The sequence below is a fragment of the Nonomuraea sp. NPDC003709 genome, assembly GCF_040610775.1.
Taxonomy (GTDB): Bacteria; Actinomycetota; Actinomycetes; order Streptosporangiales; family Streptosporangiaceae; genus Nonomuraea; species Nonomuraea angiospora_A.
In genome coordinates this window covers 24,441-42,417 of record NZ_JBEXMW010000036.1, presented here as the reverse complement: position 1 = coordinate 42,417, position 17,977 = coordinate 24,441, and the positions used below count along the sequence as shown (strand labels likewise).

The following is a 17,977-nucleotide window of genomic DNA, read 5'->3' as shown; positions in this document are numbered from 1 at the left end:
GCCCGCCGCAGGTCGCGTCCGCACCCAGCGGAAAGAGCATTTCCCCCTGAAGCGGACCGCCCTTAACAGCGGTTTACTCCGTCACCTAAAGCGCTCTTTGCCGGGATTACTAACATATATTGATCTATGTCGGAGATGACGCCGCGCCACCATGCGGCCATTCACGGCTATTGACTGCGGCGGCCCTTTCATGGACCCTCTGAAGGGTTCCGCACCTCGCCGCCATGACCCGGAAGGCGGTGACGCGTGCACGCCGGTGGCATCGACCGCGACAACGAGGCCGCCTGGGATCTGCTGATCGGGGATCTCAACAATGGAGACTGCATCCCCTTTCTCGGCGCGGGAGCCAGCGCGGAGCGGCTCCCGCTCGGTGGTCAGCTCGCCGCGAAATGGGCCGGCAAGATCAACTACCCGTACGCGGATTCCGACAACCTGGCACGCGTGATGCAATACGCGACCACGATGGTCTATCGTGACGCAACCAGGACGAAACGCGAATTCTTGAGGGCCGAGTTCGCCAACGCGACCCCGCCTGACCGGACGGATCAATTCCCGGTGCACGCCGTGCTGGCCCGCTACCCTCTCCCCCTGTACATCACCACGAACTACGACGACTTCATGTTCCTGGCTCTGCAGCAGGCGAGGAAACAGCCCATCTGGGACTTGTGTCCGTGGTATGCGATGTCTTCCGACGACTGGACCGGGAGTCCTTTTCGTGAACCAGCCTTCACCCCGTGCGTGGAGCGGCCACTCGTGTTCCATCTGCACGGCCACCACAAGGAGCCGCACTCGATCGTGCTCATCGAGGACGACTACCTCGACTTCCTGGTCAGGCTGGCCCAGGACGGCAGGCACACCAACGCGTCGTCCGCTGCCCTCCGCGGCGGACACCCGATGACGCTGCTGCCCTTCCCGGTCCGCACCGCGCTGCGGACGAAGGCGCTGCTGTTCATCGGCTACGGCCTGCGCGACTGGACGTTCCACGTCATGTTCCGGACCCTGCTGCACGGCCTGCCCGGCACCATGCGCAGGGAGCACACGAGCATCCAGCTCAACCCGGACGACCACTCCGCCGAGGAGCGCCAATACCTCGCGCGCTATTTCCAGGCCCAGAGCATCCGCATCCTGTGGGAGACCCCGCGCTCGCTCAACGACAAGCTTGCCGCCGGACTCCGGGGGACGCCATGACCAGCAATCCCGAGCCGTACGTCGGCCCGCGCCCCTTCCGCCGCACGGAGTCCGCCCTGTTCCACGGCAGGTCGGAGGAGGCCCGCCACCTGCGGGACGCCTGGCTGTCCGAGCGGGTGGTGGTGCTCCACGGCCCCGCCGCCGTCGGCAAGACGTCCCTGCTGCACGCCGGGGTCCTCCCGCTGCTCGACGACGAGCCGCGCACGCTGACGCTGCCCGTCGGACGGCTGATCCACCAGCCCACCTGGCCCCTCGCGCACGCGTCCGGGCCGGGCGGCTACCGCTTCACCCTGATCAGCAGCTGGACCCCCGCCCGCCAGACCCCCGACCCCGGGCAGACGGTCGGCTCGGCGCTGGAGAGCATCCTCGCCGGCGCCGCACCGCACCGGGTACTGGCCGCGATCGACCACATGGAAGAGCTGTTCACGGCCTTCCCCGCCCGGCTGCCCGAGCGCGACCGCCTCATCGGCGAGCTGGCCCAGGCCCTGCGAGACCTGCCGCTCAACCTGCTGCTCCTGGTTCGCGACGACCAGCTCGCCACGCTGAGCGGCTACGAAGGGCTGCTGAGCCCCCAGCCGTTCGCCTATGTGCGCCTCGACGGCCTGGGGCAGGCGTCCGCGGTGGCCGCGGTGACGAGACCGGCCTCGCACAGCGGCCACCGCTACGCGCCCGGCGTGGCGGAGCGGCTGGTCGAGCGGCTGCGCAAGACGACCTACACCGACCGGCTGGGCGAGAGCGTCGAGATCGTCAGCGAGCGGGTCTCGCCGTTCGAGCTGCAGATCGCGTGCGCGGCGCTCTGGTCCGGCCTGGGCGACTACGACGACACGATCACCGCGGAGCTGCTCGCCCAGCTCGGCGACCTCGCCGGCATCCTCGCCGCCTATTTCGACCGCGCGGTCCGCGACGTGAGCCTGGAGACCGGCGTGTCCGAGCCGGAGCTGCGCGCCTGGATCGAGACGACCTTCATCACCGAGCGGGGCACGCGCGGCACCGCCTACCGAGGCCTGACGCAGACCGCCGACATGCCCAACGCCGTGGTGGACGCCCTGGTGGCCCGGCACATCCTCACGGAGGAGCAGCGCGCCAGGAGCCTGTGGTACCAGCTCGGCCAGGAACGCCTGGTCGAGGCCATCCGCACCGCCCACCACGTCACGCCTGCCCGCGACCGGCCGCAGGAGCACACGCCCGCCGACTTCCGTGCCGCCGCCGAGGCCGCGCTCGGTGAGGGCAACTTCATCTCGGCCCGCCGCTTCGCCGACGTGGCGGCCAGCCGCTCCTTGGAGCAGGGCGACGAGCGGCAGTTCGCCAACCTGCTGGCGTTCAAGGCGGAGGTGGCCAGGGTCGAGGGCGACCTGGAGGCCGCCAGGGAGACGCTGACCGCGGCGCGCTCGCAGTTCGAGAGCCAGCAGGACGCCCTGGCCACCGTACGGGTCCTGACGGCGCTCGCCGAGGTCTGCCTGTCGATGGGCAGCCCGGACGAGGCGGTGGACCTGGGCCGGCAGGCGGTGGCCAGGATGCCGGGAGACGTCCCGGCCCGCACGCTCCTGGCCCACGCGCTCTGGCGGGCCGGCTCGCCCGCGGACGCGGAGGCCGCCTACAACGACGCGCTCGACCTGGACCGCAACGCCGCCCGGGCACTCCACGGCCGGGGCCAGGTCCGGATCGCGCTCCGCGACTTCCGCGGCGCGCTGGCGGACCTGGACCGGGCGCTGGCGCTCGGCCTGCCCCGGTCGGAGGAGGACCTGGCCAGGGAGGCGCGCGAGCAGGCGCTGAGGCGGCTCGTCGGCCATCCGGAGAGCTGAACCGAGGCGCGCGAACAGGCGCCGGGGCGGCTATCCGGAGAGCTGAACCGAGGCACGCGAACAGGCGCTGGGGCGGCTATCCGGAGAGCTGAACCGTCGCGATCTCCCACGGCTTCAGCGCCAGGCGGAGCACGCCGTCCGCGACCGGGAGCCGGTCGCCGGGGCGGCCGCGCAGGTCGGCGTGGCGGGCCTCGGTGAAGGCGCCCTCGATGACGGCCTCCGTGGCGGCCGGCGTGAGGGCCACGACCCTGAGCTCCTGCCGGTCGTCACGCATCCGCAGCGAGGTCATCACCACGCCGTCGCCCGTCACCGACAGCCCGGACGCGGGATCGGGCAGCGCCGAGGCGCGGTCGCCCTGGCCCGGGACCACGAGCAGGTCGTGGCGGAAGGTCTCGGCCTGCGGCACGACCTCCTGCCAGGACTCCGCGTACGGCATCAGCGCCATGCTCACCGAGCGGATCCCGCGTGACTGGGCGGCCGGGGTCGGCAGCTGCGGCCCGGCCGGCTCGGGACGCAGGGCGTTGCGGTTGCGGGACAGGTAGGCGACCGAACGCAGGAGCGTCAGGGCCAGCTCGCCGTCCGCCACCTCGTACTCCGTCACGTGCTCCAGCAGCGCCGCCACGCCTCCGGCCGCCACCCACGAGGAGGCGGGGAAGGTGGGCAGCGGGGTCTCGCCGCAGCCGCCCTCCGAGGTGAGCCCGCGGGTGACCACGGCGAACTGGCCCTCGGCGTGCGACTCCGTCGCCGGGGCGGGCAACGGCACGTGCAGCCGAACCCGATGGTCCGCGCACCGGTTGTCGAACTCGACGCGCAGGCGTGCGTACGGCTCGCCGGCCCGCAGCTCGACGCGGGTCGTGACGACGATCTCCTCGGTCCGCGGGGCCCGCGAGGGAGCGGGCAGCTCGGGCGCGCCGTCGATCCCGTCACCCGATGCCGGCCACCGGTACGTACGCCGTACGTCCACCGCCGCCATGAGCGGACCCGAGCAGATCAGCTCCGTCTCGACGGACGACGGCTCGGACACGAGCAGGTCGTCGGCCGGAGGTGCGTGGTTGTAGGTGTCGCCGACGTCGCCGCCGTCCACGATGCGCCCGGCTCCCGTGACCGTCGTGCCGTCCGCGCTCACCAGCGTCAGCGTGCCGTCGCCGGCGATCGTGACCCGGAGCAGGCCGTTGTCCAGCACCTCCTCGTCGCCGCGCACCGGTGTCGGAGCCGGTCGGCCCGCACCGGCGGGCGACCCGTGCACCTGCTCGCGGGGCACCGGCCGGATGCTCGTGTGGCCAAGCGGCGGGACCTCCACCAGGGCGGCGACCGTGCGCCTGGGCTCGGCGAGTATGCGCACCCGCCGCACGCCGCCGGTCGCCGCGCGCAGGTCGTCCAGGTCGATCACGGCCGACGTCTCCCGCGCCACCGTGAACGTCAGCGTCTCGCCCTCCACCGACCAGGCCGTGATGTGCTGCCCGTACAGCTCGGTGCCGTGGACGAAGGTCAGCGCCGTGGCGGCGTCCATCTCCTCGTCCAGCAGCAGCGTGGGCGCGTACTCCAGCGGCTGCACCGGCACCGGCGCGCCCGAGGGGTCCACCAGCGGGTCGGTGCCGGCCACGTCCACGACCACGACGCCCCTGCGCGCGGCGGGGGTCGGATTGACGAGGAGCACCCCGTCGGAGGGCACCGATGCGGCCAGCCGGGCGGTCACCATGTCGCGGACGGCCTGGCCGAGGTGCTCGGCCTCGGCGATGCGCGCGGCCACCTGCTGGGCGGTGTCGTCCACGCCGCAGCCGGTCACCGAGTCGTGGCCGCTGGCGTCGACCAGCCGCCACCACGCCATGTCGAGGAAGCGGCCCGGCCACTCGGCGCCCCAGAGGGTGGCCAGCGGCTCGGCGTAGCGCTCGACCATCCGCTCGGCGCGGCCCATGGCCTGCTTGACGTGGGCCCGGACCGAGATGACACCGGGCAGGATGTTGGCGCGGGCGTGGGAGCGCAGCTCGCCTTCGACGCGCGGCAGCCCGTCCACCTCACCGGAATATTTCCCGATATATCCGGACAGGGTGTCCATCCGGGCGCCGATCGCCGCCACCATCTCCGGCAGCCCGCGCACCGGCGCCGAGTGGTCCGTGCCGTACATGGCCAGCAGCGCCCCCTCGGGCCCGTGCCACTCCCGCATGGTCGTGACGAACGCGGCCGCCCGCTCGGCCAGCCCGGCCGAGTCCGAGAACAGGTGCGCCCCGTTCCCGTAGCCGCCCGCGGGCAGGTACTGGGTGCGCAGCGCCGTCCCGTCCGGCGCGACCCAGGCGAAGGCGTCCGCGGTCACCGAGGACGGCACCCCGCGGTAGACGCACGCGTGCAGCAGCCCGGCCTTGCGCAGGATCTGCGGCATCTGCGCCGTGTGCCCGAACATGTCGGGCAGGTACCCCACCGGCATCGCCCCGCCGAGCTTGTCCGCCCGGCTCATGCCCAGTTCGAGGTTGCGCACGATGTTCTCGCCCGAGCACAGGAACTCGTCGAGCAGGATCTGCCACGGCCCCACCGCCAGCCGCCCCGACTCGACGAGCGCGGCGATGCGGTCGCGGTTCTCGGGCCGCACTTCCAGATAGTCGTCCACGCAGGCCAGCTGCCCGTCGAGGGTGAAGTGGTAGGCGGGCTCGCGCTCCATGGTGTCGAGCACCTCGTCGAGCAGCGCCACCAGCCGCAGCCGGAAGCGCTGGAACGGCTCGTACCACTCCCGGTCCCAGTGCGTGTGCGGTACGACGACAATCTCGGCGCTCATGCGCCCTCCTCCGTCGGTCGCATGAGCGCGACGCTACTGTGTTTGATTGGTCGCTCGCTCCGCTCGCTCATGGCCTCCCCTCCGATGGGCAGATCATGCTGTACGGCGTAACGAGCGGCGATCCGCTGGGCGGTCACGATGTCCTCCAGCCCGCCGCCCGCGTCGGTGAGGGGCGGCTTGCCATCGTTCACGAAAGCATGAAAGGCGGCCAGCTGTACCTCGAACGCCTCGGTCACGTCGCGGTATTCGGTGCGGCTCTCAGCGCCGGAGACCACGGTGAGCGTGGTGGGCGCGTTCATCAGGTAGGGCGAGGGGAAGACCAGCTCCAGCGAGCCCCTGTCGTGGTGGATGGCCACGGTCTCGCGGTAGGCCGGGTAGTCCTCCAGGTAGTGCCAGCGGATCGAGAACCGCCCCCGGACGGGAAGGGGCCCGGTGATCTCGATGGACCCCGGCGCGGGCCCCCACGCCTCAACGTACGAAATTTCCGCAGGAGACCCGGTAAAGCGCCTCAAGAGCGACAAATCATGGCATATCGATCCCAAGGCCACCCCGTACAGCGCCCGTACCTGCTCCGGCGCCGACTCCCCCAGCGCCCGCGAGACCAGATCGCGCTCGGCGGCCCGCAACGAGTCGAGCAGCCCCGGATCCACGTCCCGCGCCTGCGTCAGGTTCGCGAACGCCAGCTGCGACTCCCCGCTCGGATGCAGCACGGTCACCTCGACCGACCTGATCGCCTCCGGTCCGCCCAGCTCGGCCAGCAGTTCCTCGGCCCGGCGCACGGCCGGGTCGTACTGCTTCATGTAGCCCACCATCAGCCGCCCCTCGGGGAGGCCGGCCACCTCGGCCCTGGTCAGCGCGAGCGGCTTCTCGCACAGCACGGCGTACCCGCCGGCCAGCGCCCGGCCGACCGTCTCCCCGTGCGAGCCCGAGGCGAGGACCAGCACGGCCTCGAAACCCCCGGCCGAGAGCAGCTCAGCCACCGACGTGAAGCGCCCGGCGGCGCCCAGCCGGTCACCCACCGCGTCGGCGAGCGTCCGCGACAGGTCGCAGACCGCGACCACCTCGAACAGGTCGCGCCGCCTCGACAGCAACGGCACATAGACCGCCTGCGTGACGGCGCCGCATCCCACCAGCGCGATTCTCACAGTCCCAAGTCCTCCAGCATGCGGCGGTTGGCCGCCTGGTCGGCGATGTTCTGGGCGACGGTGCGGCGTCCGGGCAGGGTGTCCTGCTCGATGACGACCCATCCCGCGTAGTCGATCTCGTCCAGGACGCGCACCACGGCGGGTAGGTCCAGCTCGCCCTCACCGAGCGGGGCGAATCCGCCGCGCCCCATGAGCTCGCGCAGGTCCACGCCGTCGGCCAGGGCCTGGGCGAGGATCTTCGTGTCGCCGTCCTTGATGTGCACGTGCCCGACCCGGCCCGACCAGTCGCGCAGCGCGCTCACCGGCTCGCCCCCGGCCAGCAGCAGGTGGCCGGTGTCCAGGCAGAGCTGCACGTCGGTCAGCTCCAGCAGCCGCTCGACGTCGTCGGGGGTCTCGACGTAGGTGCCGAGGTGGTGGTGGAACACGGGCTCCAGCCCGCGCTCGCGGCACCGGTCGACCGCCCTCTGCACCCGGGCCGCGTAGCCCGCCCACTCGGACGCCGCCAATCCTGGAACGCTCCCACCCGGGCGCGCGAACCGCTCCGGCGACCCCGAGCAGGCCAGCGTGGGCCGGGGCCCGAACCCCTCGGGCGCCGGCGGCGCGGCGGCGAACACGTCGAGCGCGGCCTCCAGCGCGGGCAGCCCGGCGTCGTACGCCGCCGCGTCGCTGTAGGGCAGGTCCACCCAGCCGCCCGCGAGCAGCAGCCCGTTCCCGGCCAGCCGGTCGGCGAGCCCGGATCCGGTGCCCAGGTAGCCGATCGGCCCGGAGTCGATGCCCTCGTACCCGGCCTCGGACAGCGCCCGGACCATCTCGTCGGCGCTCAACGGTGGCGGCTCGGTGGCCAGCTCGAACACGCCGAAGCTCACGGGCGCGTTGGCGACTTTCACTCGCACAGTGCGATCACCTCGTTCTCGTAAGTTTCCAGGCGGTGGCGTCCGTCAAGGGCCCGCAGCAGGACGCGCTCCCCGCGTACGACCTGCCGGGTGCCGTCGGGGCGTACCAGGACCAGGCCGTCGGCGTCCAGGGCGAGCAGTTCGTCGCCCAGCCTGAGCAGCAGCGGCCCGTCGGGGCCGGTGGAGACGGCGGTGCGCCCGGCGCGCACGCCGTCCAGCACCGTGCTCGTGTCCTCGGCCAGCACCCATGTCGTCGGTCCGCCGGGCAGGCCGTCGGAGCCGTGGCGGTGGAAGTCGCTGCCGCCGATCGCGATCACGTCGTCGCGCCAGGCGTCCGCCCAGGCCAGCGGCGCGCCCCAGCGGCGGTCCCACCAGCCGGAGCTCCAGACCTCGGCGATCCGCGGCCGCCGGGTGATGGGCAGCAGCCAGGCGCAGTCGCCGCCGAGCGGGTGGTTGATCGAGATCAGCCCGCCCGCGCGCTCGGCGTGCTCGACCCAGGAGTCGGCGGGCTGCCGGAAGTCCACCCAGCCGACCTCCCCGAACACGTTCGCGTGGCCCCGGTCGGTGGTGACCTCCTGACCCGGGATGAGCGTGATCCCACGGTCGATCTTGCCCAGCCAGGGGTGGTGGCTGACGGTGTTGTGGTCGGTGACGGCCAGGAAGTCGAGGCCGCCCGCGTGGGCCAGCTCGGCCAGTTCGGCGATGGTCAGGCTGCCGTCGCTGTGCAGGGTGTGGGCGTGGAAGTCGCCCGCGAACCACCGCAGGCCGTCGACGGAGGGCACGTCCCGCCGGGGCGGGCGCTCCCCGTGCGGCGGCTCCTCGGCCACCGGCTCGGCGGGGGCGACGGCCGAGGTGGTGATCTCCAGCGAGTAGTCGAGGCCCTGCGGCGGGATGCGGTGCAGCCGCAGCCACACGTGCCACGTGCCCGCCTCAGGCTCGCCCGGCAGGTAGCCGGGCGTCGCCCAGTCCGGGGTGATCGTGTACTCGTCACGCGCGCCGCCCGACCAGCCGCGGAAGCCGCCGGGAGCGCCGCAGCCGAGGTCGATGACACCCTGCGACCGGTCGTACGCCAGCCGCACGGTCACGGCGGCGGTCCCCGCGGGCACCTCGAAGGGCACCTCGCGCAGGATCCGCTCCAGCCGGTCGTCCAGGCTCCAGTGACCCCTCACACCAATTCCCCGTCCCGGTAGACGAGGGCGCGGTCGCGCCGGGGCGTCGCGTAGCCGTCGTCGCCGATCTCGGGCTCGCTCCCCTCGGGCACGACGGCCTGCACGGTCACGTCGTTGACGTCGAGGGTCACCAGGTGGGACGCGCCGAGGTTCTCCACGATGGCCACCTTGCCGCCCAGCGCGCCCCCGCCGGGCTCGGGCGAGTAGGCCAGGTATTCGGGTCGCACGCCGTACACGATCTTCTCCCCGTCGGAGAGCCGTCCCTCGGCCGAGGCCGGGACCGCCACCTTGCACCCTGCCACCTCCAGCGTGTCACCTCGTACGACGCCGTCGAGCAGGTTCATGGGTGTCGAGCCGATGAATCCGGCCACGAACGTGTTCGCGGGCCGCTGGAAGACCTCGGCCGGCGTGCCGATCTGCCGGATGTGCCCGGCTTCCATGACGGCCATCCGGTCGGCCATGGCCAGGGCCTCCGCCTGGTCGTGGGTGACGAAGACGGTGGTGACGCCGAGCTCGCGCTGGAGCTTCTTCAGGAACGTACGCGCCTCCAGCCGCAGCCGGGCGTCCAGGTTGGACAGCGGCTCGTCGAACAGGAACGCCTGCGCCTGCGTGGCCATCACCCTGGCCAGCGCCACCCGCTGCTGCTGCCCGCCCGAGAGCTGGCCCGGCCGCCGATCCATGAGCTGTTCCAGCCCGAGCCGCGCCCCCACCTCGGCGGCCTTGTCGCGGCGGGCGCCCTTGGCGACCTTCTTGATGCGCAGCGGGTAGGCGATGTTGTCCGTGACGTCCATGTGCGGGAAGAGCGCGTAGTCCTGGAAGACCATGGCGACGTCCCGGCCGCCGGGCTGCACGCCCGTCACGTCCCGGTCGCCGATGACCACGGCCCCGCCGGTGGCGGTCTCCAGGCCGGCGATCGTGCGCAGCAGCGTGGTCTTGCCGCAGCCGGAGGGGCCGAGCAGGGCGAAGAACTCGCCGTCGGGGATGACCAGATCGAGCGAGTCGAGCGCCTTCACCCCGCCGGGATAGACCTTGGTCAGCCCGCGTAGTTCGATTCCGGCCATTAACGCTTGATCCCTCCGTGGAAGCGGAAGCCGTACTTCTTGCTGACGAACAGGTACATGAGCACCACGGGAATCGAGTACAGCAGGCCGAACGTGGACAACATGCTGAGGTTGGCCTGGCCGCCCTCGGTGTAGAGGGTGTACGTGATCACCGCCGCCGGATACTGCTCGACGTCCCTCAGCAGCAGATACGGCATCAGGAAGTTTCCCCACACGTTGGCCACGGCCCAGACCGCGACCGTCGCCAGACCAGGACGTACGAGCGGCACCACCACGTGCCGCACGATCTGCAGCGGCGTGGCCCCGAACACCCGCGCCGACTCCTCGTACGACTTCGGCGTCGAGTCCATGAAGTCCTTGAGCATGAAGATCGCCGCCGGCAGCAGCCCGCCGGTCAGGATGAGGATCAGCCCGAGCTGCGAGTCGATGAGGTTGAGCTCCACCGCGAGCTGGAACAACGGCACCATGGCCGCCGTCCCCGTGATGATCGACGACAGCAGCAGCAACGCGTAGAGCAGCGCGTCCCGGCCGGGCAGCCGCACCCGGCTCAGCGCGTACGCGGCCAGCCCGGCCATGATCACCACCAGGACGGCCGTGCCGACCGACAGCAGCACGGAGTTGTAGAGGGACGGCAGCGCGTACGGATGCTCGACGACCGCCTTGAAGTTCTCCAAGGTGAAGTCGGGCACCGTGACCTGGTACGTCGGGTTAGACGTGAAGGGCGCCGTCACCAGCCACAGCAGCGGGATCGTGAAGAAGGCCAGCAGCACCGCGATCAGCGTGTAGAAGCCGATCCGGCCCAGCACGAAACGCGTCATTTCTTGCTCCGGAGCAGCCGCAGGTAGAACACCGCCACGACCAGGTTGATGAGCAGGATGATCGTGGAGACCGCGGCGCCGTGGCCCAGCTCCCCGCTCTGCAGCGCGACCTTGTACACGTGCACGGCCAGCACTTCGGACTTGCCGTCGGGGCCGCCCGCGGTGAGCAGGAAGGGGGTGAAGTCGTTGAAGGTCCACAGGCTGATCAGCAGCAGGTTCGTCAGGATGTGGCCTCTGATGTGCGGGAACACCACATCCCTGAGCTGCTGCCAGCCGGAGGCCCCGGCCAGGCGGGCGCTCTCCAGGTGCGACGGGGGCACGTTCCCGAGCGCGGCGCCGTACAACATCATCGAGAAGGCCGTGCCGCGCCAGATGTTGAACACGATGATCGACAGCATGGGGTGGTCGAGCAGCCAGGCGAAGCCCTGGATGCCGAGCAGCGCGTTCAGCGTGCCCGCGTCGCGGTCGAGCAGCGCCACCCACAGGAACGACACGATCGCACTGGGCAGGATCCAGGCCAGGATGACCAGGCCCTCGACCACCCGCTTCACTGGCCCGCGCCGGTCGCGCAGCAACCAGGCGATCGTGAAGCCGAGCCCGACCTGCCCGATGACGGCCGAGCCCGCCACGAACTCGACCGTCAGCCAGGTGGAGCTCCAGAACTCCGGGTTGGAGACCGCGTCGATGAGGTTGGCCGGCCCGACGAACTGGGGCGCCGCCGCGGCGGCGCCGGTCAGGCGGTAGTTCGTGAGGCCGAGATAGAGCACCCAGAGCGCGGGGAAGACGAGGAAGACCGCGACGAGCAGCAGGGCGGGGGCCACGAAGGCCCCTGCCCGCAGCCTGCCCAGACCCGCCGCGTCCGAGCTGTAGCGGCCCGGCGCGGCGGCCTCGGTGGGCTCAGGAGGCGATGTTGCCAGGGCCACCGACGATTCCTTCGAGCTTCTTCTGGTAGTCGGCCGCCGCCTGGTCGGGCGCCGTGCCGCCCACCACCGCGGCCGTGGCCTCCTGCAGCGCCACCGACACCTGCGGGTAGACGGCCACCGGCGGCCGGTAGGCCGTCAGCGGCAGCACCTTCTCCGAGATGTACGTCAGCAGCGGCTCACCGGCGAGGATCTCCTTGTTGACGTCGGTGCGCGGCGTGATGCGCACGTTGCCGTCCTTGGTCTCCTCTTTCAGCCCCTCCGGAGAGAGCGTGAAGGTCGCCAGCTCGAAGGCCTCCTTCGGGTGCTTGCTGTTGGGGTTCACCGCACGCAGCGCGCCGCCCGACATGCTGACGAAGTCCTGGCCGCGGATGCCCTTGCCGGGCTCCATCGCGGGGATCATGGCATAGCCGACGACCTGGTCGCGGTCGGCCATCTTGGCCACGCCGGTCGCGGGGTTGACGACGCCGCGCCAGAAGTAGTCGCCCTCCATCAGGATGCCGATCTTGCCCGTGGCGAACTGCTGGAACGACTTGTCGCGGCCCTTGGCCTCCTGCTGGAGCTTGGGGTCGCCGAGGCCGCCGCCGTAGATCTTCTGGTAGAGGCCGAGCGCGTCCTTCAGCGGCTGGGAGGCGCCCGCCCACTTGCCGTCCTTCTGCACCTCGCCGCCCGCGCCCGCGAGCAGCGGCAGCACGCCCTGCATGGAGGTGGCCTCGCCCATCGCCGTGCCGGCGTTGATCTGGATCGGCACGGGCACGCCGGAGGACTTCAGCTTCGTCCCGGCGTCGAGGACCTCCTGCCAGCTCTTCGGCTGCCAGTCGGCCGGCAGCCCGGCCTTCTGGAAGAGCGTCTTGTTGAAGTAGAGCACCCGGCCGTCGGTGCCGACGGGCAGCGCGTACTTCTTGCCGTTGAACGTGGCCAGGCCCTGGACGGCCTCGGGGATCTGCGACCAGCCGTCCCAGCTGTCGGCGTCCGCGCCGACCAGGTCCGCCAGCGGCTTGAGGTAACCCGCCTCGGCGAACTCGCCCGCCCAGATGCCGTCGATGTCGATCACGTCGGCGCCCTTGCCTGACTTGAGGTCCAGGGAGAGCTTGGTCTTGTACTGCTCGTCGTCGACGCCGCTGGGGACGAACTTGACCTTGACGTTCTTGCCCTTCGCCTTCTGCGCCGCCTCGAACTTGGGGATCACCCAGTTCGCGATGAAGTTGGCGCCGGCGGCGTTCTTCCCGCCCGCGATGGCGTTCTGGGTGATCGTCAGCTCGATGGCGTCACCGCCTCCGCCGCCACCGGACGACTGGCCGCAGGCCGCGAGCCCCAGCCCGGCCGCGGTGATGACCGCGACCACACCTATCGACCGTTTCCGCAATGCCATCCAAACCCTCCGACAGGTCCGTAAGGAGGTAACGCCCTGGGCCAATATGTCATGACATCCATATGACGTAAAGGCCTGGCCAAATTTACGGAGAGTGCTCACACGCTGTGTCTTTGCTCATCGGGCCGGGAGCCAACCGTCCGAACAGGCGTGTTGTGAGTCGCCCGGGGGTTTGAGCTGAGGGACATTAGGTTACATAGCGGACATCCGAATGTCATGACAATATGCCATAGTGTCGAAGGTAAGCTCCATCCTGGAGGTGCTTTGTACGACCTGATCACGTTCGGGCGCTCCGGCGTCGACGTCTACCCGCTGCAGACCGGTGTCGGCCTGGCCGACGTCGAATCCTTCGGCAAGTTCCTCGGCGGCAGCCCCACCAACGTCGCCGTGGCCGCGGCGCGCCACGGGCTGCGCTCCGCCGTGATCACCGGCGTGGGAGCGGACCCCTTCGGAGAGTTCGTCCGCAGGGCGATCCGCGGGTTCGGAGTGGACGACGCCTTCGTGAGCACCGTCGAGGGCCCGCCGACCCCCGTGACGTTCTGCGAGATCTTCCCGCCCGACCACTTCCCGATCTACTTCTACCGCGGCGAGCACCCGCCTGACCTGCAGATCTCCCCGTCCCATCTCGACATTGGGGCCATCGCGGAGACGAGCCTGTTCTGGTTCTCGCTGACCGGGCTGAGCCAGGAGCCGAGCGCCGCCGCCCACGCCGCCGCGCTGTCGGCGCGCACGTCGGGCTGGACCGTGTTCGACCTCGACTGGCGGCCGTCGCTGTGGAAGTCGCGGGAGGCGGCCCACGAGGCCGCGCGGCGGACGCTCCCGTACGCGAACGTCGCGGTCGGCAACCTCGACGAGGTGGAGAACGCGGTCGGCGTGCGCGACCCGGAGGCCGCCGCGCAGGCGCTCCTGGACGCCGGGGTGAAGGTCGCGATCGTGAAAATGGGCCCTGAGGGGGTTCTCGCGCGTACCTCCGAGGAGAGCGTGGTGGCGGAACCGGTGGAGGTGAAGGTGGTCAACGGCATCGGAGCGGGTGACGCGTTCGGCGGGGCGATCTGCCTCGGGCTGCTGCGCGGCTGGCCGCTGGAGCGGACGGTGCGCTTCGCCAACGCGGCGGGCGCGTTCGTGGCCGCCCGGCTGGCCTGCGCCGACGCCATGCCGTCCACGGCCGAGGTGGAAGACCTGCTGAACGGAGCGGGCTCTTGAGCGACCTCACCCTGCCCAGGACCTCCGGCTACGAGCGGCTCACCCAGATCCGGGCCACCCGGCCGGAGGAGATCGCCGAGGCCGCGGCCCGGCGGCAGCGGCGCGGCCTGCCCGGCGAGGGCGAGCGACTGCTGATCATCGCCGCCGACCACACGGCCCGCGGCGCCCTGGGCGTACGCGACCGCCCGCTGGCCATGGCCAGCCGCGCCGACCTGCTCGACCGCCTCCAGGTGGCGCTCTCCCGCCCCGGCGTGGACGGCATCCTCGCCTCCCCCGACGTCATGGAGGACCTGCTCCTGCTCGGCGCCCTGGAGGGCAAGCTGGCCTTCGGCTCCATGAACCGGGGCGGCCTGCTGGGCTCGGTCTTCGAGGTGGACGACCGTTTCACCGGCTTCGACGCGGCCTCGATCGACGAGATGCGCCTGGACGGCGGCAAGATGCTGCTCCGCATCGACCCGGCCGACCCCGCCACGGTGGCCACCCTGGAGTCCTGCGCCCGGGCCGTCACCGACCTGGCCCGCCACCGCCTGCCGGCCATGGTGGAGCCCTTCTGGGCGCGGCGCTCCGAGTCCGGGGCGCTGCGCAACGACCTGTCCCCCGAGGCCGTGATCCGCGCGATCAGCATCGCCCAGGCGCTCGGCACCACCTCCGCCTACACCTGGCTCAAGATCCCGGCGGTGGCGGAGATGGAGCGCGTGATGGCCGCCACCACCCTGCCCGCACTGCTGCTCGGCGGCGACCCGCCGGACATCGACGCCGCCTACGCCGACTGGGACCGCGCCCTGAGCCTTCCCGGCGTACGCGGCCTCGTCGTGGGCCGAGCCCTGCTCTACCCTCCGGATGACGACGTAGCGAAAGCGGTGGACAACGCCGCGGCACTGGTACGGGAGACCCGCGCATGACATACGTTCCGTTCGGCAAGGCCGCGAACGGCCCCTGGTCCGTCGAGATCACCCCGTCCCTGGCGGGCTGGACGTACTCGGGCCTGCGCATCGTGGACCTGGCGGACACACCGGTCTCGTTCGACACCGGCGACGAGGAGACGCTGGTCCTCCCGCTGTCGGGATCCTGCACGGTCACCACCTCCGCCGCGACGTTCGAGCTGACGGGACGGCCTTCGGTCTTCAGCGGGCCGAGCGACTTCGCCTACGTGCCGATCGGCTCCCACGTCACCCTCCGGGGCACCGGGCGCATCGCCCTGCCCTCCGCCCTCGCCACCCGCGCCCTCGAGCCCCGCCACGTGCCCGCCGACCAGGTCTCGGTCGAGATCCGCGGCGCGGGCCAGGCCACCCGCCAGGTGAACAACTTCTGTGCCCCCGGCGCCTTCGACTGCGACAAGCTCATGGCCGTGGAGGTCATCACCCCGGGCGGCAACTGGTCGTCGTACCCGCCGCACAAACACGACACCGACAACCCCGGCGAGGCGGTCCTGGAGGAGATCTACTACTTCGAGGTGGCCGGCCAGGGCAACGCCTACCAGCGCGTCTACTCCTCCGAACGCGGCCACATCGACACCCTGGCCGAGGTCTCCTCGGGTGACGTCGTCCTCGTCCCGTACGGCTACCACGGCCCCGCCATGGCCGCCCCCGGCTACGACCTCTACTACCTGAACGTCCTGGCGGGCCCGGCGGAGGAACGCTCGATGGCCTTCTGCGACGACCCCCGCCACGCGTGGATCCGCTCCTCCTGGGAAAGCCAGCCCACAGACCCGAGACTGCCGTTCGGGAGGACTTCATGACCTATATGACCGTCGCCCAGGCCGTCGTGCGCTTCCTGGCCCAGCAGTGGAGCGAGCGCGACGGCGTGGAGCGCAGGTTCTTCGGCGGCTGCTCCGGCATCTTCGGCCACGGCAACGTGGCCGGGCTCGGCCAGGCGCTGGCCACCTCCACCGAGGACCTCCCCTACCACCTGAGCCGCAACGAGCAGGCCATGGTCCACACGGCCGCCGCCTACGCCCGGGCCAGCAACCGCCTGGCCACCCTGGCCTGCACCACCTCCATCGGCCCCGGCGCGACCAACATGATCACGGGCGCGGCGGGCGCGACGATCAACCGGCTGCCGGTGCTGCTGCTGCCCGGCGACATCTTCTCCACCCGCGTGGCGGGCCCGGTGCTGCAGGAGCTGGAGGACCAGCGCTCGTACGACATCTCGGTCAACGACTGCTTCAAGCCGGTCTCCCGCTACTGGGACCGGATCAACCGCCCCGAGCAGCTCCCGTCGGCGCTGCTGGCCGCCATGCGCGTGCTCACCGACCCGGCCGAGACCGGCGCGGTGACGCTGGCGCTGCCGCAGGACGTGCAGGCGGAGGCCCACGACTGGCCGGAGGAGCTGTTCGCGCGCCGCGTCTGGCACGTCCCCAGGCCGCGCCCCGAGCGGGCCGCCGTGTTCCGGGCGGCCCAGCTGGTCAAGTCGGCCGTGCGCCCGCTGATCGTCGCGGGCGGCGGGACGATCTACAGCGAGGCCACGGAGCAGCTGCGGATCTTCGCCGAGACGTACGGCATCCCGGTCGCCGAGACGCAGGCCGGCAAGGGCGCGCTCCCGTACGGGCACCCGCTCGCCGTGGGCGCGATCGGCGCCACCGGCACCACGGCCGCCAACGCGCTGGCCCGCGAGGCCGACCTGATCGTCGGCGTGGGCACCCGGTACAGCGACTTCACCACCGCCTCCCGGACGATCTTCGCTCCCGACGCCCGCTTCCTCAACCTCAACATCACCGCCTTCGACGCCGCCAAGCTGTCGGGACTGCAACTGGTCGGCGACGCCCGCGACGGGCTGGCGGACCTGGTCGAGGCGTTCGCGGGCTGGAGGGGCGCGCCGGAGGACTACCGCGCGCGGGCCGCCGAGCTGACCAGGGAGTGGGACGCGGCGGTGGACCGGGCCTACTCGCTGGAGGGCTCGCCGCTGCCCCAGTCCGCGGTGATCGGCGCGGTCAACGCCGCGGCGGCCGAGGACGGCGTGGTGGTGTGCGCGGCCGGTTCGATGCCCGGCGACCTGCACAAGCTCTGGCGGCCGAGCGGGCCCGGCAACTACCACGTCGAGTACGGCTACTCCTGCATGGGCTACGAGATCGCCGGCGGGCTGGGCGTCAAGATGGCGGTGCCGGAGCGCGAGGTGTTCGTCCTGGTGGGCGATGGCTCGTACCTGATGATGGCCCAGGAGCTGATCACGGCGATCTCCGAGGGGATCAAGCTGGTGGTCGTCCTGGTGGACAACTCCGGGTTCGCCTCCATCGGCCGCCTGTCGGAGAGCGTGGGCGCGGAGCGGCTCGGCACCTCGTACCGGCATCGCGACGGCGGGCCGCTGCCCGTCGACCTGGCCGCCAACGCGGCCAGCCTCGGCGCCACGGTGCTGCGCCCCGAGTCGGTCGCCGACCTGCGCAAGGCGCTCGAGGAGGCCCGCTCGGGGAACAGGACCACGGTGATCTACGTACGCACCGACCCGATGGCGGACGACGCCCCCTCCTCCGAGGCGTGGTGGGACGTGCCGGTCGCGGAGGTCGGCGGCACGACCGGCGCGGCGCGGGAGACGTACGAGGAGAACAAGCGCTCCCAGCGCCTCCACCTGACGCCGCCCGCCTGACCAGGGTTGCCCCCCATCCCCCCGGGGAAGGCCTCTGACCAGGCACGATAGGGGGCAGGG

The 17,977-nt window shown here is 71.5% G+C and carries 14 protein-coding genes; 6 read left to right on the top strand and 8 right to left on the bottom strand.

Annotated features, from left to right (window positions below):
• Positions 1-246: 246 nt before the first annotated feature.
• Entirely contained in the window at positions 247-1,188 is a 942-nt protein-coding gene (locus tag ABZX61_RS58370; protein ID WP_350738981.1) for an SIR2 family protein, read from the top strand.
• Entirely contained in the window at positions 1,185-2,990 is a 1,806-nt protein-coding gene (locus ABZX61_RS58365) for a tetratricopeptide repeat protein (RefSeq protein WP_355209979.1), read from the top strand. Before ABZX61_RS58370 ends, ABZX61_RS58365 begins: the two co-directional genes overlap by 4 nt.
• 76 nt (positions 2,991-3,066) lie before the next feature.
• On the opposite strand, the gene ABZX61_RS58360 is transcribed toward ABZX61_RS58365, so the two are convergent.
• The 8 genes from ABZX61_RS58360 to ABZX61_RS58325 are packed head-to-tail and all read right to left on the bottom strand — an operon-like array spanning position 3,067 to position 13,135.
• The gene (locus tag ABZX61_RS58360) at positions 3,067-5,757 is read right to left on the bottom strand and encodes a glycoside hydrolase family 38 C-terminal domain-containing protein (RefSeq protein ID WP_355209976.1); all 2,691 of its coding nucleotides are present in this window, start codon (positions 5,755-5,757) and stop codon (positions 3,067-3,069) included.
• Positions 5,754-6,902 (bottom strand): Gfo/Idh/MocA family oxidoreductase, encoded by a 1,149-nt coding sequence (locus tag ABZX61_RS58355; RefSeq protein ID WP_355209974.1) that lies wholly within the window; start codon positions 6,900-6,902, stop codon positions 5,754-5,756. Before ABZX61_RS58355 ends, ABZX61_RS58360 begins: the two co-directional genes overlap by 4 nt.
• The gene (locus tag ABZX61_RS58350) at positions 6,899-7,795 is read right to left on the bottom strand and encodes a TIM barrel protein (protein WP_355209971.1); all 897 of its coding nucleotides are present in this window, start codon (positions 7,793-7,795) and stop codon (positions 6,899-6,901) included. Before ABZX61_RS58350 ends, ABZX61_RS58355 begins: the two co-directional genes overlap by 4 nt.
• A complete protein-coding gene (locus tag ABZX61_RS58345; RefSeq protein ID WP_355209968.1) occupies positions 7,786-8,964 on the bottom strand; it encodes a CehA/McbA family metallohydrolase in 1,179 nt (392 codons plus the stop codon). The genes ABZX61_RS58350 and ABZX61_RS58345 overlap by 10 nt, the downstream gene beginning before the upstream one ends.
• The gene (locus tag ABZX61_RS58340) at positions 8,961-10,025 is read right to left on the bottom strand and encodes an ABC transporter ATP-binding protein (RefSeq protein ID WP_350738999.1); all 1,065 of its coding nucleotides are present in this window, start codon (positions 10,023-10,025) and stop codon (positions 8,961-8,963) included. The genes ABZX61_RS58345 and ABZX61_RS58340 overlap by 4 nt, the downstream gene beginning before the upstream one ends.
• Positions 10,025-10,843: a carbohydrate ABC transporter permease gene (locus ABZX61_RS58335; RefSeq protein ID WP_355209965.1), complete on the bottom strand. Its 819-nt coding sequence runs from the start codon at positions 10,841-10,843 to the stop codon at positions 10,025-10,027. Before ABZX61_RS58335 ends, ABZX61_RS58340 begins: the two co-directional genes overlap by 1 nt.
• Positions 10,840-11,766: a sugar ABC transporter permease gene (locus ABZX61_RS58330; RefSeq protein ID WP_355209963.1), complete on the bottom strand. Its 927-nt coding sequence runs from the start codon at positions 11,764-11,766 to the stop codon at positions 10,840-10,842. Before ABZX61_RS58330 ends, ABZX61_RS58335 begins: the two co-directional genes overlap by 4 nt.
• Positions 11,741-13,135 carry an extracellular solute-binding protein gene (locus ABZX61_RS58325; protein WP_355209960.1) on the bottom strand — a complete coding sequence of 465 codons (1,395 nt, stop codon included), beginning with the start codon at positions 13,133-13,135 and terminating at the stop codon, positions 11,741-11,743. The genes ABZX61_RS58330 and ABZX61_RS58325 overlap by 26 nt, the downstream gene beginning before the upstream one ends.
• Before the next feature lie 264 nt (positions 13,136-13,399).
• On the opposite strand from ABZX61_RS58325, the gene iolC reads away from it, so the two are divergent.
• Genes iolC through iolD form a run of 4 tightly spaced genes read left to right on the top strand, consistent with a single transcriptional unit; the run spans position 13,400 to position 17,917 of the window.
• The gene (iolC, locus tag ABZX61_RS58320; RefSeq protein WP_355209957.1) at positions 13,400-14,338 is read left to right on the top strand and encodes a 5-dehydro-2-deoxygluconokinase; all 939 of its coding nucleotides are present in this window, start codon (positions 13,400-13,402) and stop codon (positions 14,336-14,338) included.
• On the top strand, positions 14,335-15,240 hold the full coding sequence (locus ABZX61_RS58315) for a deoxyribose-phosphate aldolase (RefSeq protein WP_355209954.1): 906 nt from the start codon (positions 14,335-14,337) through the stop codon (positions 15,238-15,240). Before iolC ends, ABZX61_RS58315 begins: the two co-directional genes overlap by 4 nt.
• On the top strand, positions 15,237-16,076 hold the full coding sequence (gene iolB, locus ABZX61_RS58310) for a 5-deoxy-glucuronate isomerase (protein ID WP_355209951.1): 840 nt from the start codon (positions 15,237-15,239) through the stop codon (positions 16,074-16,076). The genes ABZX61_RS58315 and iolB overlap by 4 nt, the downstream gene beginning before the upstream one ends.
• Before the next feature lie 5 nt (positions 16,077-16,081).
• Positions 16,082-17,917: a 3D-(3,5/4)-trihydroxycyclohexane-1,2-dione acylhydrolase (decyclizing) gene (iolD, locus tag ABZX61_RS58305; protein ID WP_355210104.1), complete on the top strand. Its 1,836-nt coding sequence runs from the start codon at positions 16,082-16,084 to the stop codon at positions 17,915-17,917.
• The last annotated feature ends 60 nt before the right edge of the window (positions 17,918-17,977 follow it).

Coding starts and splice junctions, on each gene's coding strand:
- ABZX61_RS58365 (WP_355209979.1), top strand. CDS start 1,185: ATGACCAGCAATCCCGAGCCGTACGTCGGCCCGCGCCCCTTCCGCCGC.
- ABZX61_RS58360 (WP_355209976.1), bottom strand. CDS start 5,757: ATGAGCGCCGAGATTGTCGTCGTACCGCACACGCACTGGGACCGGGAG.
- ABZX61_RS58340 (WP_350738999.1), bottom strand. CDS start 10,025: ATGGCCGGAATCGAACTACGCGGGCTGACCAAGGTCTATCCCGGCGGG.
- ABZX61_RS58335 (WP_355209965.1), bottom strand. CDS start 10,843: ATGACGCGTTTCGTGCTGGGCCGGATCGGCTTCTACACGCTGATCGCG.
- ABZX61_RS58325 (WP_355209960.1), bottom strand. CDS start 13,135: ATGGCATTGCGGAAACGGTCGATAGGTGTGGTCGCGGTCATCACCGCG.
- iolB (WP_355209951.1), top strand. CDS start 15,237: ATGACATACGTTCCGTTCGGCAAGGCCGCGAACGGCCCCTGGTCCGTC.
- iolD (WP_355210104.1), top strand. CDS start 16,082: ATGACCGTCGCCCAGGCCGTCGTGCGCTTCCTGGCCCAGCAGTGGAGC.